This window comes from Senegalia sp. (in: firmicutes) (assembly GCF_052088025.1).
In the GTDB taxonomy this organism is placed as follows: Bacteria; Bacillota; Clostridia; order Tissierellales; family SIT17; genus Anaeromonas.
In genome coordinates this window covers 2,750-17,728 of sequence record NZ_JBQCYD010000006.1, presented here as the reverse complement: position 1 = coordinate 17,728, position 14,979 = coordinate 2,750, and the positions used below count along the sequence as shown (strand labels likewise).

General features: G+C 26.5%; 18 protein-coding genes. All 18 read left to right on the top strand.

The annotated features are described in order from the left end of the window. Positions 1-43: 43 nt before the first annotated feature. A complete protein-coding gene (locus ACTHUW_RS02635) occupies positions 44-1,723 on the top strand; it encodes a GspE/PulE family protein (protein ID WP_442212443.1) in 1,680 nt (559 codons plus the stop codon). An 8-nt stretch (positions 1,724-1,731) separates the two neighbouring features. Next, positions 1,732-2,787 (top strand): type IV pilus twitching motility protein PilT, encoded by a 1,056-nt coding sequence (locus ACTHUW_RS02630; RefSeq protein WP_442197710.1) that lies wholly within the window; start codon positions 1,732-1,734, stop codon positions 2,785-2,787. Between the two features lie 10 nt (positions 2,788-2,797). Beyond that, on the top strand, positions 2,798-4,006 hold the full coding sequence (locus tag ACTHUW_RS02625) for a type II secretion system F family protein (protein WP_442197709.1): 1,209 nt from the start codon (positions 2,798-2,800) through the stop codon (positions 4,004-4,006). A 29-nt stretch (positions 4,007-4,035) separates the two neighbouring features. After that, positions 4,036-4,419: a prepilin-type N-terminal cleavage/methylation domain-containing protein gene (locus tag ACTHUW_RS02620; RefSeq protein WP_442198888.1), complete on the top strand. Its 384-nt coding sequence runs from the start codon at positions 4,036-4,038 to the stop codon at positions 4,417-4,419. Between the two features lie 9 nt (positions 4,420-4,428). Further along, positions 4,429-5,172 carry a prepilin peptidase gene (locus ACTHUW_RS02615; RefSeq protein ID WP_442198887.1) on the top strand — a complete coding sequence of 248 codons (744 nt, stop codon included), beginning with the start codon at positions 4,429-4,431 and terminating at the stop codon, positions 5,170-5,172. 48 nt (positions 5,173-5,220) lie between these two features. Continuing rightward, positions 5,221-6,159 carry a type IV pilus biogenesis protein PilM gene (pilM, locus tag ACTHUW_RS02610; protein WP_442198886.1) on the top strand — a complete coding sequence of 313 codons (939 nt, stop codon included), beginning with the start codon at positions 5,221-5,223 and terminating at the stop codon, positions 6,157-6,159. 11 nt (positions 6,160-6,170) lie between these two features. Next, positions 6,171-6,737, top strand: coding sequence for a PilN domain-containing protein (locus ACTHUW_RS02605; protein ID WP_442198885.1), 567 nt, complete (start codon positions 6,171-6,173; stop codon positions 6,735-6,737). Then, entirely contained in the window at positions 6,724-7,488 is a 765-nt protein-coding gene (locus ACTHUW_RS02600; protein WP_442198884.1) for a hypothetical protein, read from the top strand. The genes ACTHUW_RS02605 and ACTHUW_RS02600 overlap by 14 nt, the downstream gene beginning before the upstream one ends. A gap of 15 nt (positions 7,489-7,503) precedes the next feature. Then, complete coding sequence (locus ACTHUW_RS02595; protein ID WP_442198359.1) at positions 7,504-8,343, top strand: prepilin-type N-terminal cleavage/methylation domain-containing protein; 840 nt, start codon at positions 7,504-7,506, stop codon at positions 8,341-8,343. Between the two features lie 8 nt (positions 8,344-8,351). Then, the gene (locus ACTHUW_RS02590) at positions 8,352-10,274 is read left to right on the top strand and encodes a hypothetical protein (RefSeq protein WP_442198358.1); all 1,923 of its coding nucleotides are present in this window, start codon (positions 8,352-8,354) and stop codon (positions 10,272-10,274) included. Further along, complete coding sequence (locus ACTHUW_RS02585; protein WP_442198883.1) at positions 10,261-10,830, top strand: prepilin-type N-terminal cleavage/methylation domain-containing protein; 570 nt, start codon at positions 10,261-10,263, stop codon at positions 10,828-10,830. Before ACTHUW_RS02590 ends, ACTHUW_RS02585 begins: the two co-directional genes overlap by 14 nt. Further along, a complete protein-coding gene (locus ACTHUW_RS02580) occupies positions 10,827-12,254 on the top strand; it encodes a hypothetical protein (protein ID WP_442198356.1) in 1,428 nt (475 codons plus the stop codon). Before ACTHUW_RS02585 ends, ACTHUW_RS02580 begins: the two co-directional genes overlap by 4 nt. Before the next feature lie 25 nt (positions 12,255-12,279). Then, positions 12,280-12,768: a hypothetical protein gene (locus tag ACTHUW_RS02575; RefSeq protein WP_442198355.1), complete on the top strand. Its 489-nt coding sequence runs from the start codon at positions 12,280-12,282 to the stop codon at positions 12,766-12,768. After that, positions 12,768-13,037: a late competence development ComFB family protein gene (locus ACTHUW_RS02570; protein WP_442198354.1), complete on the top strand. Its 270-nt coding sequence runs from the start codon at positions 12,768-12,770 to the stop codon at positions 13,035-13,037. Before ACTHUW_RS02575 ends, ACTHUW_RS02570 begins: the two co-directional genes overlap by 1 nt. Before the next feature lie 23 nt (positions 13,038-13,060). After that, a complete protein-coding gene (locus ACTHUW_RS02565) occupies positions 13,061-13,606 on the top strand; it encodes a shikimate kinase (protein ID WP_442198353.1) in 546 nt (181 codons plus the stop codon). Between the two features lie 63 nt (positions 13,607-13,669). Then, the gene (gene aroQ / locus ACTHUW_RS02560; RefSeq protein ID WP_442198352.1) at positions 13,670-14,104 is read left to right on the top strand and encodes a type II 3-dehydroquinate dehydratase; all 435 of its coding nucleotides are present in this window, start codon (positions 13,670-13,672) and stop codon (positions 14,102-14,104) included. A 26-nt stretch (positions 14,105-14,130) separates the two neighbouring features. Beyond that, positions 14,131-14,688, top strand: a complete 558-nt coding sequence (gene efp / locus ACTHUW_RS02555; protein ID WP_442198351.1) for an elongation factor P — start codon at positions 14,131-14,133, stop codon at positions 14,686-14,688. 37 nt (positions 14,689-14,725) lie between these two features. Then, positions 14,726-14,979: CD1247 N-terminal domain-containing protein (locus ACTHUW_RS02550; RefSeq protein WP_442212441.1), on the top strand; the 254-nt coding region annotated here is incomplete at its 3' end.

The following is a 14,979-nucleotide window of genomic DNA, read 5'->3' as shown; positions in this document are numbered from 1 at the left end:
ATAAGATAGAATAACAAAGTAAAATTTGAATGTGGGTGAGTATATGAGTAAAACTCCAAAAAAATTAGGTAATCTTTTAATTTCTGGAAATAAAATTTCACAAAAACAATTAGAAGAAGCCTTAAAAACGCAAAGGGCTACAGGTAATAAACTAGGTGAAGAATTAGTAGATAAAGGGTATCTAACTGAAGAAGATATAATCGAAGTACTTGAATTTCAAATGGGTATACCTCATGCAGATTTAGAAAAATACTTTATAGATCCTGATGTAGTTAATTTGGTCTCTGAAACTCTTGCGCGCAAATACATATTAATTCCTATCAAAAAAAACAGAGGAAGTTTAACTGTAGCTATGGCAGATCCTTTAAACTTATTTGCTATAGATGATGTAAAAATTGCTACAGGGCTAGATGTAACTCCTGTAATATCTATTAGAAAAGATATTTTAGATTCCATAGAACAGTATTTTGGTAAAAAGAGTGCTGAAAAAGCTATAGAAGATTTAAAAGATCAATATAATATAGAATTAGATAGTAATTTAGATGATGAATTGTTAAATGAAATTAATAATGCACCAGTAGTTAGACTTGTAAATTCATTTATCAAACAAGCTATATCAGCAAAAGCTAGTGATATACATATTGAACCCTATGAAGACAGAATTAGAATTAGATTTAGAATAGATGCAACATTACAAGAAATTATGTCCCCATCTAAAAATACTCATTCAGCAATAACCACAAGAATAAAGATAATATCAAAAATGGATATAGCTGAAAGAAGATTACCCCAAGATGGTAGAGTAGAAATGAACATAGATGGAAGAAGTATAGACTTACGTGTATCAAGTCTACCCACTGTGTATGGAGAAAAAATAGTTATAAGGATATTAGATAGGACAAGCACAATAATGACCAAAAAGAGTCTAGGATTTACTGAAAACAATTTAAATAGATTTAATAATCTGTTGTCATATCCTAATGGAATATTACTTGTAACAGGGCCTACAGGAAGTGGAAAGACAACCACTCTTTATGCAGCCTTACAAGAACTCAATTCTATAGGTAAAAACATAATAACGCTTGAAGATCCAGTAGAGTATAGATTAGATGGTATAAATCAAGTTCAAATCAATCCTAAATCTGGTCTTACCTTTTCATCAGGACTTAGGTCTATATTAAGACAAGACCCTGATATAATAATGGTAGGAGAAATAAGAGATGAAGAAACAGCAAGGCTTGCAATAAGAGCTGCTATCACAGGACATCTTGTAATAAGCACAATGCATACAAATGATGCAGCATCTACTGTATCAAGACTTGTAGATATGGGAATTGAACCTTATCTTGTAGCTTCCTCAGTTATGGGAGTAGTAGCCCAAAGACTTGTTAGAAAAATATGTGATAGCTGTAAAACTGAATATATATCTGAAAAAAAAGAAGAAGATATCTTAAATATATATGAACCTATAAAACTTTATAAAGGCAAGGGTTGTAGTAAATGTTATAATACGGGATATAAAGGAAGAACTAGTATTCATGAAGTATTAGAAGTAGATAAGAATATGAGACAAAATATAAACAATAATAATTCAATAGATGATTTAAAAGAATTAGCCAAAGCAAATGGCATGACTTCCTTATATGAAAATAATAAGGATTTAGTAGTAAAGGGTATTACATCAATAAATGAATTACTAAAAGTATCATATATAAAAGAGTAGGTGATAAATTGAATATAAAAGAACTTTTAACCAATGCAATGGAAATCAATGCTTCAGATTTACATATAACTGTAGGTTATCCACCAGTAATTAGGATAAATGGTCATTTAGAAAAAATGGGAGAACAAAATTTAACTCCAGATGACAATAAAGATTTAGTAAAACAATTATTAAATGAAGATGAAATTAATATATTAAATGATAAGGGCCAATTAGATAAGTCATATTCTCAAAATGGAATTGGAAGATTTAGAGTAAATATATACAAGCAAAGAGGTACATATGGTATAGCAATAAGAACTGTAACATTAAGCGTTCCAACTATGGAAAGTTTAAACCTACCTCCTATCATAAAAGAACTTACTGAAAAAAAGAGAGGATTAGTTTTGGTTACAGGTCCTACAGGTAGTGGTAAATCTACAACACTTGCATCAATGATAGATAATATAAACAAAACAAGAAAAGAACATATTCTTACCTTAGAAGATCCTATAGAATATTTACATAAACATGATAAATCAATGGTAAATCAAAGAGAAATAGGAACCGATTCTAAATCTTTTTCAATTGCACTAAGGTCTGCCCTAAGACAAGATCCAGATGTCATATTGATAGGTGAAATGAGGGACTTAGATACTATAAAAACTGCATTAATTGCAGCAGAAACAGGACATTTAGTACTATCTACCTTGCATACTATAGGGGCTGCAAAAACTGTTGATAGAATAATTGATGTATTTCCATCTGACCAACAGCAGCAAATCAAGATACAACTTGCAAATGTACTTGAAGGAATAGTATCACAACAATTACTTCCAAATATAGATAATACAAAAAGAGAATTAGCACTTGAAACCATGATAGCAACTCCTGCTGTGAAAAACTTAATAAGAGAAGGAAAAGCTCATCAGATACAAACAGCTATAGTCACAGGCAAAAAGTATGGTATGGAAAGCATGGATAACAGTCTATTAGATTTATATAACAAGGGTAAAATATCACGTCAAAAACTGGAGATACATGCTATAGATAAAGAAAATATAAAAAGATTTATAGGATATTAGGAGGTGTAATATGGCTGAATTTGAATATAGTGCTATAAAGGAAGATGGTACTAGAATAAGTGGCTCCTACATAGTAGATACAGAAGCAGAAGTTATATCAATGATTAGGGCAAATGGCTATTTTCCTGCAAGGGTAGAAAGAGCTAAAGGAAGTAAAGAAATAAAAGTTTCTCCTTTTAGCAAGGTTAAATCAAAAGATATATCAATATTTGCAAGACAATTTCATTCAATGTTACATGCAGGGATAACAATACTAACTATATTAGATATATTAAAGACACAAATTCAAAATAAAAAATTAAGAGTAGCTACAGAAGAGGTTTTTGAAGATTTACAAAAAGGTCTCACATTTTCAGAGAGCTTATTAAAACAAAAAAAGATATTTCCAGATTTATTTATAAATATGGTAATAGCAGGTGAAAACACAGGTAACCTTGACATAATGATGGAGAAAATGGCTGATCACTATGAAAAGGAAAATAAGATAAACAACAAAGTAAAATCTGCAATGATTTATCCTATCGTATTATCAGTAGTAGCTATATCTGTAGTGATATTTTTACTTACAGGAGTAATGCCTACATTTATATCAATGTTTGAATCAAGTGGAGCACCATTACCTGGGCCTACACTAGTATTGCTGTCTATAAGTGATGTGATAAAGGCACAATGGTATATATTATTAGGACTTTTATTAGTGCTCATAGTATCACTTAAAAAATATAATGATACAGAAAAGGGCAAATATAATATTGATAAATTCAAACTTAAAATACCAGTACTTAACAATACTTTAAAAATGATAATGACAGCTAGATTTACTAGAACTTTTTCACTACTTCAAGCAAGTGGAATATCAATACTTGATTCGCTAGACTTAGTATCAAATGTATTAGGAAACAAAGTAGGAAGTGAATGTATAAAAACTGCAAAAGAAGAAATAAAAAGTGGTAAAACACTGGGTGAATCTTTAAAGAATACCAAGATATTTCCACCAATGTTATCTGCAATGATAAATGTAGGTGAAGAATCGGGTTCACTTGATTCTATATTGGAAAATACCGCAGATTTTTATGATGAAGAGGTCAATACAAGCATAGAAAAGTTTACATCATTACTTGAACCTATTATGATAGTAATAATGGCAGTAGTAATAGGTGCTATAGTAATAGCAATGGTACTTCCTATGTTTGATATGATAAATACCATATCCTATTAAATAGGATGAAATTTAAGGAGGAATGTAAAATGTTAAAATGGATTACAAAGAAAATTAAAAGAGATAATAAAGGATTTACATTAGTAGAACTTATAGTGGTAATAGCAATATTAGGTATAATAGCAGCAATAGCAGTGCCGAGACTTATGAATGCTCAAGATGGAGCAAGACAAACTGCAGATGATGCAACAATGAAAAATATAGCAAAGGCAACAGAATTAGCTTTAGCTGAAGAAGTTACTTTACCTGAAGATAATACAACAGGTACCACAATATTACAAACTTTAGTTGATGAAGGTTATCTTGACGAAAATCCAGTAGCCCAAGTGAAAGATGAACAAAATTCAAATGGAGATGATTTTGTAGTAACTATTGGAACGAATGGTAAAATATCAGTAAAGTATACTGAATAATAACCTAAAATGCAAATACTCATATTAATCACAGGTATAATAATAGGCTCATTTCTAAATGTATGCATATACCGCATACCTAGAAATGAATCCATTAGTTTTCCTCCATCATCTTGCACAAATTGCGAGGAAAGATTAAAACCATGGGATTTGATTCCTATAATTAGTTTTATATTTTTAAAGGGCAGATGTAGATATTGCAAAACAAAAATATCTATAATCTACCCAATAGTTGAATTATTAAATGGTTTAATCTATTTGGCGATTTACAAGGTATTTGGTCTTAGCATTATTTCTGCCATATATATGCTTTTATCATCTATACTTATTGTTATAAGCTTTATAGATTATAATTACAAGATAATACCAGATAGATTAGTAGTATTGGGATTTATAATAGTAACTCCTATACATATACTATATAATTTTCCAACTTCATTTGTACATGGTATTTTAGGACTATTTATAAGTGGAGGATTGTTTTTAAGCATAGCATTTATATCTAAAGGTGGAATGGGTGGTGGAGATATAAAACTCATTTCACTCCTTGGATATTTATTTGGACTTAAAATATTTATGGTAATACTTATATCATTTATATTGGGAGCTTTAATATCTATAATTTTATTATCTACTAAAGTGAAAAGTAGAAAGGATGTTATTGCATTTGGTCCATTTATATCCATTGCTGGTATTATAGTAATCTTGTTTTTTGATGAAATATTAAATGTTTATTTTAAAATTATATTTTAAGGGTTTATAAATATTTATAAACCCTTAAATAAAAATTAGGAGGAAAAAATGTTTGGCAAAAAAGTATTATCATTAGATATTGGAAATAAGAATATAAAAATATTACAATCAAATATTACAAATAAAATATTTACTTTAGAAAAAGCAATTACAATAGAAACTCCAAAAAACTCTATAGATGATGGAAATATAATGAATAGTGAATACCTATCCTCCTATATAAAAGAAAACTTAGATAAAGAAGGAATTAAAGCAAAATATGGAATTATAACACTTGATTATTCAAATATAATATCAAGGGAAATCATATTACCATCAGCAAAGAAAGATGAAATAGAAGAAATGGTTAAATATGAAATAGAAGAATTTCTACCTATAACTATGAGTGACTATGTACTAGATTATAGAAAAAGAGAGGAATTTATAGATAAAGATAATTCAAAAAAATTAAGGCTTTTAGTTGTAGCAATTCCTAAAAAAATTGTCAAAGGATATATGGAACTTTTAAATACATTAGAGCTTGAACCTTTAGCACTTGATTTAAATTCCAATGCTATATCAAAATTAGTTTCAAAAGGTATAAAATTAAATGGAAAAACTATAGAAAAGAAAAATACTGTAACTTTTTTAGATATAGGACATAAAAACACAAATATAAGTTTTATATCAGATGGAATAAATATGTTTAATAGAGTAATAAATACAGGTACTTCTGATTTATCTGAAGATATTACAGATCAATATTTAAGAAGTATTGAAAAGATATTTACATATTATAACAATTTAAATAGGGATGAAAAAATAGAAAAGATTTATTTGTATGGTGGAGGAGCTAAATTCAAAGAAATTGATAGATTAATTGAATCTTATTTCAATATATCTGTTGAAATATTAAAAGATATTTCCCCACTAAAAACCTCAAAAATGATGAAAGATACCAATGAAGTAAATTATCTAAACAACATTGGTTCTATAATAAGATTATAGGAAGTGATGAAATGACAGATATAAATTTATTCTCACCATATATAAATGAAGAAAAAAAATATACTATAAATCCTAAGTTTATAATAGCACCTATTGCTATACTTTTAGCTCTAACGATAACATATACAGGATGGTATTTTTATACGTCACAAAAATTAGAAAACAACATAATAAAAATGAATACTTCCCTTAAATCTGAAAGAGTACAGACTGCTTTAAATCAACTAGAAACTCAAAAGCAAGAAGTTAAAATACTAGATGAATATATAGCTTCAGCTAGTGAGATAAGTATTGAGTTTGAGAGTGTAAATACAATACATACTAATATTATTGAAGATATAAATAAAAGCATTCCAAATTCAATATATTTTAGTTCCTTAAGTATTGCAAGTAATATAGTTGAAATAAATGGAACTACAGAAAATAGAGAATCAATCGCTAAATTCCAACAAATATTAAGTGGAAAAGAAGTGTTTTCTAATGTATATGTTACATCTATTTCAAGAGATACATTAAACGATAAATATATATTTGTACTTACTTCTGTGATTAGGGGTGAAGAAAATGCAATTAAATAAAAGAGAAAAGATATTAATTGCATCAGCAGGTGCTTTATTATTTTTATTTTTAATATATAATTTTATATTAAATCCTCAATTAAATAAATTATCAAAATTAAAGGAAGACGAACTTGAACTTTTAAATGAATTATCAAATTATAAGACAAGTATAAATACTGTTAAAACCGTAGAAAAGGCTATAGAAGATAAAAAGAAAAATATATCATTTTTAACAGGAAACTTATTTCCAGAACTTGAACAAAGTGAAATAATACTATTACTTGATGAATTCATAGAAAGATCAAATTTATCTTTAGAGGCTATAAACTTTTCTGAAAAAGCCATGAGGCCAATAAAACTAGAAGAAATCATAGTGGAAGAAGCAAAAGATAGCAGGTTCAAAAATATAGTAAATCAATATAATAATTTAGTAAGTTCAAATAAAGACTTAGTTGAAGAAATTGAAGTTAAAGAAGAAAATAAAAATATAGATGATGAAACTGAGCAGGCTATAGAGCTTGAAAATATATCAGCTACAATAGTTTATTCAGGAAATTATTATGAAATCACAAACTTTTTATCTCTATTAGATAATTATGATAAGGATATTATAATCAGAGGAATCACTATGGTAGAAAATGAAGATGGAGTTACAGGAAATATTTTATTGGATTTTTATGGTATACCAAAAATAGATGAATTAAATAGTGAAACTGATATTAGAGATACAGATAACAATGGAAAAGACAATCCATTTAACTCTCAGTAATAGAAGGAGCATGTTATGAAAAAAATCTTAAAAAATAATAATGGATTTTCCCTATTAGAGCTTATAATAGCACTTGCAATACTTTCTATAATAATAATACCTATAAGTTCTCTTTTCATAAACTCAGCAAAAGCAACAAACTCAGCAAATGACAAAATGATAGCTCTCTCCATAGCACAAGGAGAAATGGAAAGAATCAAATTACAAGATGATTTAGAAGATATAGAATCACAATATAATTTAAAAGACGAAGATATAACAAATGGAGATAAAAAAGAAATAAAGATAGAAAAAAATGATGATAATTATGAAGATTTTTCATGTGAGATAAATATAGAAGAAGTTACTGAAGAAACTGCAGAAAAAAGTGAAAATGCCGAAGAAAATATTACTCAGGCTGAAAGTGAAAAAAAAATACTTCAAGAAATAGGAATAAATCCATCAAAATTAAAAGAAGATGACTATTATATTTTAATTGTTAATAATATCGCAACTAATTATATACTTACTACACAATTTAAAAATTCAGAAATAACTCAACCTATTGATTTAGAAAGTGCTCAAAAGCAAAAAGAAACTATTAGTGTATTCATAAAGGATAGTAATACTGAAATAAACAAAGAAAAACAAGTCAAAATAGAAGTTTCAAATGAATCCCATAAACCACTTGAAATATACACTGAAAAAGAAAGCAATATATCTATTATAAATAAATTAGGTGAAGTAAAAGTTTATAAAAATTATAGTAATCAAAATACTACTTCCAAATTGTATAAAATAAATATTGAAGTTTACAAAGATGATAAAGATAACCCTATAGAAAAAATTGAAAGTTACAAAAATATAGTACAATAGGTGATAATATGAAAAATATTTCTAAAAATAAAAAAGGATCTACACTTGTAATGGTAATTATAATATTTGCCATACTTTCTATACTGGGTACAACCCTTTATTCAATAGCAGTTACTAATGGAAAAATAGGCATAATGACTAGTAAAATGAAAGAAAATTTTTATTTTGCTGAATCAGGACTAGAACTAGCTCACAGTGCACTTATAGAAACTATAGATGAAGGAATAAAACAAGCGAATAAAGAAGCGAATAAGGTCTTAAATGTAGATTTAGAAGAGAGAAGAGATAAAGAAGATACTAATTATATACAATCTGATGGAAATATAAATGATGATCAAATAAAAAAAATGCAACAAAATGAATTTGAAAAAAGTTATAGTTTTTTTTCTGAAGAAAAATATACGGGTAAACCTGATATCATAAGAATTTCAAAAAAATTAAATTCAAAATTACATGAAATAAGTACGGACCAATCTGATGAAAATAATGATGAAAAATATGCTATAAAAGCTGAATACATAAAAAACAACAAAAAAATAGATACGGTTAAATTAATATCTACATATACAAAAAATGAAATAACACAATCAGTATCTGCTACATACAAATTAGATGATCCAGAATTTAGTGGGATATATTCATATGAATCAAAAATAGTAGAAGTACCAGATGAAGATATGCTTAAGAATGCAATATCTACAGATAGAAATTTAAATATAAAATCTTCAAATGTAAATATAAAAGGCAATGTTTTTGTAAATCCCCAATATAAAAGTGAAAGTTTATCAGAAGAACAATCTGGCAATATAAATGTAAATAATTCTAATAAATTATTTATGGAAAATGGAAATATAATATTAAAAAACATGAATGTAAATAACTCAACCATAGAAATAGATAAGCTTTTTACAAGTGATGATTTAAACATAAAAGAAAGAAATAATAATATTACTATAAATGATTATTTTGGATATGGTGATGGAGATATTCATGATAAATCAAGTGCAATAGTAATAGATTCTATGAATAAGGAAGATAATAATTTTTTAAAAATAAAAAATGAATTAGCAATACTTGGTACTGCTTTTATAGATACATTACCAGAAAAATATCAAACAGCGGAATCTATATCTATAAAGAAGAACTACAAGGCGTATAGTCAAGAATTTGCTAATAGCGATGATGATTTAAAATATTACAGTCCTTTAGTATTATTAGATACAGGTTTAGTTGAAAAAAAAGAAAGATTTTTACAAAAATCTTCTGAATTAAATTTAGGGGATAATATAATTGATATACCAAAGTCAAGCTCAGCTAAAGGAATATTATTAAATAATGGGGAAATAATTGAACCTAATATTTCAAACAATGATAATGAAAAGGAAATTAAACAAAAAGTAAATGAATTAATAGGTAATTTAAAAGATGGAGTATTAAAGCAACTTCAATATCCAGATATAAATGGCAATGAAATGATAGAACAAAAGGATGAAATAATAGAAGTTACGAAAGAAAATATAATATTAAATCAAAATATATTAAAAACTACAAAAGAAAGTCCTTTAAAGGGCATATATATTACAAAAGGAAGTATTGAAATTAAAGGGGAATTATATTTTAATGGTATTATAATCAGTCAAAATGGAATAAAAATAAATGGAAATGCAAATATGGAAGGTGCTCTAATATCTATTAATAATATAGTATTATCAAATGCTAGTAATATAAATATAAATAGTAATGAAAATTATGTTTTTAAACTTCTTGCACAAAATGAAAAGCTTACTAAAAATCTCTTTTCAAATTATAAAGATGTGAAAAAAAAGAAAATAAGAGCCTATGAAAAATTAGTACCTTCTAAAGAAAGCAGTTATGATATAAATTCCATAATAAAACTTGACGAATGGAAAGTTAAATATGATGAAAAATAAAAAGGGCTTTACTCTTATAGAATTATTATTAGCCTTAGGTCTACTTGGAATAGTTTCCACAGTGATTTTTTCAATATTTATAAGCAATATAAACAATTTTGAAAGAAATCAAAAGAGAATAGAAGTTCAACAAAACATGAGAACAGCAGTAGAATTTATATCAAGAGAAGCAATGGAATCAAAAGGTATAGAAGTGATAAATAAAAAAATTAAACAGGATGATTTTAAAAATCATAAAGATAAAGAAATTGAAATGAATAATATTATACTTTCTACCTTACTTGAAACTAATAATGGGTATGAATATAATCGAAAAATTTTTGCATTCAAAAGAAATATTTTAATGTATGGTCATATTAGTAAAAACATGCAAAACATAACAGGAACATCAGCTAATATGGAAGTAGCTTTTTACATAAAAAAAATTAATTTAAGATTAATTTTCCAAGAAGAAGATGTAATAGGTATAACATTTACGGTACATACAGACGAAAAATACAATATAAAACCTATTACTACAAGTGTATACTTTAGAAATATGGGGGTTGAGAGATGAAAACAAAAAAAACAATAATACTTTTTACAATAATATGTCTATTACTATCTCCAATAACAATAGCAGCAGATGAGATAATTAATACTGATAGTAAGGAAATTATAACTGTAAAAACAGAAAGCAATATTACTTCTAAACCTATAGATGATTTTTATATAACTGGTGATGAAATTAATATTAAGTATAGTATAAAACTACAAAACATAGATGTATCTTTAGTTGGAAATAATAGATTAATATCAAATGTAAAAACTATAAAGAAAAGTAATGGAAGCAACAAAATTCAACAGTTTCAAGTTGAGTTTGAACTAAATTATAATAATAAATCGGAATACAAATTTTATTTATTATATTCATCTCATCCTCCTGATAAAGTTTATAATAAAATAAAAACTGAAAAAGAAGAAATATTTATAGATACTAGTGGAAAGGATGTTCCTCTTAGAGATTATAAATTTAATAATCCAAGATTTCAACCTAACCAAATTCCGTTATTTTCGGACTCCAAAAATCGTGATAAAAACAAGAAATATTCAGGGGATGAAGGTTTTTATGCTTATATTTTAGCATTAGATAAAGACGACAATATAATAGAACTTGCTAGATCAATTAATCCAATAGGTAGTGATGATATTGATGAACCTAATGTTCAAAAGGAACTATTAAATAGTAAAATAAATATAGATTTTCAAATTCCTAATGGATTAGAAATATTAGATTTACCTGAAGGATTAGAAAAACAAAATAATATTGTAAATGGCAAATTACAAACACTTATAAATTATAAATTAGATGAAACAAAACAAAAGTATATAGCTGAACCAATAGATTTTAACTTGAAATTTAAAGCAAATAAAAGTGGGAAATACGAAATTGGCAATATAATAAATGCTTCATTTGATGGATTAAAAAATAAAGATGGTTCTATAGAAAAAATAAACTTAAAGTTTCCACCAAAAGAAGTAACGGTAGAAGATGCAGTAAGTGATATAGCAGCTAAAACACCTAATTTATTTTTCAATAATAAAATCTATGATAATGAAGAAAATTCAATAGACTTATCTATAGAAAATGTATATCAATTCGCAGTAGAATTTGAATCTGATAATATTAATAGTAGAAATACCACTATAGATTTACCCGGAAATATAAGTACTGGGGAATATAAAATTTTTTCATATACTGGCAAGGATGAAGATGGTTATAAAGGACTTGATCCTTTAAAAGTAGATGTAGAAGGTACAACTATAGTTCCAAAAGTAGATAAATATAATAAAATAACTAAATATCTCTTAATATATGATATACAAAGTAATAAAATAGCACCCAACACAAACAACACTGTAACGTTCAACAAATCCACAAACAAAACTAATCAAATAACAAAAAAAATTAACTTTACACAATGGCCTGATATAGATTAAAATCTAGATAAAAGAGGTATATACTATGGATAATAAAGGTATTACGATAATAGAGTTGATTTTAATACTTGCAATTATGGGTATAATAATTGTTATAGCTGTTCCAAAGTTCGATTTTAGTGATTCTGAAATGAAAAGATATGGTAGAGAACTTACTATGGATCTAAATTATATTAAAACTAAAAGTAAAACAAGCAATAACAATAGTGAAAATAGGATAAGGCTAGAATCTAAGCATTATGAATTATATATAGATAATAAAGTTAATAAAACTAAGAAATTAAAAGAAAATTTTCAAATAACTACTAATTTAAAACCTAATATAATACCTGAGACAATACAATTCACTAGAATGGGTGCACCTTCACGAGCTTGCAGCATATTCATCATAAACAATGATAATAACAAATATATTAAAATATCTATTACTCCAGCGACTGGAAGGATTCATATGTATGAAAATATAGAAGAAGGCTATAACAATAAAATAAGGGATGAAGTGGGGACGTATTAATGACAATATATAATTTTATGGAAGTTGAAGTAAGATATAATCTAAAGAATGTATTAAATAAGTATCCAAATTCTTGCAAATGTGAAAGGTGCATGAATGATATTTTAGCTATAGCACTTAATAATTTACCACCTAAATATATATCAAGACCAATGGGGGAAGTTTCTTCTAAGTTAATATCTCAATTAGAAGGACAATTTACTGCAGATATTCTTCGTGAACTTACAAAAGCAGCAGAAATAGTTACTAAAAATCCTAAACATGATTAAATTAATTAATAGTTGGTGATAAAATGAAAACAAATATCGTGCTGATAGGTTTTATGGGAACTGGTAAAACTACTAATGGTAGAAGACTTTCTAGAAAACTAAAAAAAGAGTTCATAGATACGGATTTTTTAATAGAAAAAAGAGAAGGCATGAAAATAGAGGATATATTCAAAAAATATGGAGAAAATCATTTTAGAAAACTAGAAAATCAAGTTATAAAAGAAATAAGTAAAAAAGAAAACAAGATAATATCTACTGGCGGAGGAACTGTATTAAATCCTGATAATATTGAATTATTAAAAAAAAATGGATTTATATTTTTACTTCAAAGTTCTACTGATAATATTATTTATAATCTCAAAAATTCCTACAAAAAAAGACCTTTATTAGAAAAGAAAAATTGGACAAATGAAGTTTCTATATTATTAGATAAAAGAAAGAAGTTGTACTATGGTAATGCTGACTTTATTATTAGAGTCGATAATAAGAATCATTATGCTATTGTTAATGAAATAACTAAACTGTATTTTAGGAATAGGCATAAGAAAAATAATAAAAATAAGAAATAATACATCTATTAAACATGTAGTTTTTGTGGTAATATATAATAGAGTAATAAATGGGGAATACTAATGAAAAATATACTTATGATTAATGGACCTAATTTAAATTTATTGGGTAAGAGAGACAATGATATATATGGGAATAAAACTTTAGATGAAATTGAAAAGATATGCAAGCAAAGATGTGAAAAACTAAATTATTACTTAGAAACTTTTAGCTCAAATAGTGAAGGTAGTATAATAGACAGGATACAATTAGCAGATAATCAATTTGATTTTATAATATTAAATGCTGGAGCATATAGTCACTATAGTATTGCTATTAGAGATGCTATTGAATCTATTGATATTCCTGTTATAGAGGTTCATATTTCAAATATTTATGCTAGAGAAAAATTTAGAAATAAATCAGTTATATCATCTGTTGCAAGCGGAAGTATAAGTGGTTTTGGATATAAAACTTATCTTATAGCAATTGATGCTATAAATGAGTTAGATATTTAGAAATTAACATTTAGGAGGAAATTATTATGATTATGGCAGGAGATTTTAGAAAAGGTATCACTATTGAAATTGATGGAAGTATATATCAAATCATTGATTTTCAACATGTAAAACCTGGAAAAGGAGCTGCTTTTGTTAGAACTAAAATCAAAAATTTAAAAACAGGTGCAATAAGAGAAAATACTTATAATCCATCTGAAAAGTTTCCAAAGGCACATATAGAGACCAAGGAAATGCAATATTTATATAGTGATGGGGAATTGTATCATTTCATGGACAATGAAACTTACGAGCAAATTGCTTTGAATTATGATCAAGTAGAAGATGCTATAAAATTCTTGAAGGAAAATGATGTAGCTACTATGAAATTCTATGAAGGTAAGCCTTTCCAAGTAGATGCTCCAAACTTTGTGGAATTAATAGTAACTCATACTGAACCAGGACTAAAAGGCGATACATCTTCAGGCGCTACTAAACCTGCAGAAGTTGAAACTGGGGCGAATGTTACTGTACCATTATTTATAAATATCAATGATAAAATTAAAATAGATACAAGAACTGGTGAGTATTTATCTAGAGTTTAGGTTATAATATAATAAAAATAATAGGAGGTTTTTGAAAATGGAATATTTATATGAAAAAGTATCATACTTAAAAGGATTAGCTGATGGGTTAGACATTAGTGAAAAGAGTAAAGAGGGTAAATTATTATTAAATATTGTAGATGTATTAGATGATATGGTTGATGCTTTAGAAGGAATAGCTCTTGAGCAAGATGAAATGGCAGAATACATTGATTATATTGATGAAGATTTATCTGATGTAGAAGAAGATATATATGACGTATTTGATGAATATGATGAAGAATACGAAGA

Bases quoted from the DNA above. Each gene is read 5' to 3' on its own strand.
- ACTHUW_RS02635 (WP_442212443.1), top strand. From the start codon at position 44: ATGAGTAAAACTCCAAAAAAATTAGGTAATCTTTTAATTTCTGGAAAT.
- ACTHUW_RS02625 (WP_442197709.1), top strand. From the start codon at position 2,798: ATGGCTGAATTTGAATATAGTGCTATAAAGGAAGATGGTACTAGAATA.
- ACTHUW_RS02620 (WP_442198888.1), top strand. From the start codon at position 4,036: ATGTTAAAATGGATTACAAAGAAAATTAAAAGAGATAATAAAGGATTT.
- ACTHUW_RS02615 (WP_442198887.1), top strand. From the start codon at position 4,429: ATGCAAATACTCATATTAATCACAGGTATAATAATAGGCTCATTTCTA.
- pilM (WP_442198886.1), top strand. From the start codon at position 5,221: ATGTTTGGCAAAAAAGTATTATCATTAGATATTGGAAATAAGAATATA.
- ACTHUW_RS02605 (WP_442198885.1), top strand. From the start codon at position 6,171: ATGACAGATATAAATTTATTCTCACCATATATAAATGAAGAAAAAAAA.
- ACTHUW_RS02600 (WP_442198884.1), top strand. From the start codon at position 6,724: ATGCAATTAAATAAAAGAGAAAAGATATTAATTGCATCAGCAGGTGCT.
- ACTHUW_RS02595 (WP_442198359.1), top strand. From the start codon at position 7,504: ATGAAAAAAATCTTAAAAAATAATAATGGATTTTCCCTATTAGAGCTT.
- ACTHUW_RS02590 (WP_442198358.1), top strand. From the start codon at position 8,352: ATGAAAAATATTTCTAAAAATAAAAAAGGATCTACACTTGTAATGGTA.
- ACTHUW_RS02585 (WP_442198883.1), top strand. From the start codon at position 10,261: ATGATGAAAAATAAAAAGGGCTTTACTCTTATAGAATTATTATTAGCC.
- ACTHUW_RS02580 (WP_442198356.1), top strand. From the start codon at position 10,827: ATGAAAACAAAAAAAACAATAATACTTTTTACAATAATATGTCTATTA.
- ACTHUW_RS02575 (WP_442198355.1), top strand. From the start codon at position 12,280: ATGGATAATAAAGGTATTACGATAATAGAGTTGATTTTAATACTTGCA.
- ACTHUW_RS02570 (WP_442198354.1), top strand. From the start codon at position 12,768: ATGACAATATATAATTTTATGGAAGTTGAAGTAAGATATAATCTAAAG.
- ACTHUW_RS02565 (WP_442198353.1), top strand. From the start codon at position 13,061: ATGAAAACAAATATCGTGCTGATAGGTTTTATGGGAACTGGTAAAACT.
- aroQ (WP_442198352.1), top strand. From the start codon at position 13,670: ATGAAAAATATACTTATGATTAATGGACCTAATTTAAATTTATTGGGT.
- efp (WP_442198351.1), top strand. From the start codon at position 14,131: ATGATTATGGCAGGAGATTTTAGAAAAGGTATCACTATTGAAATTGAT.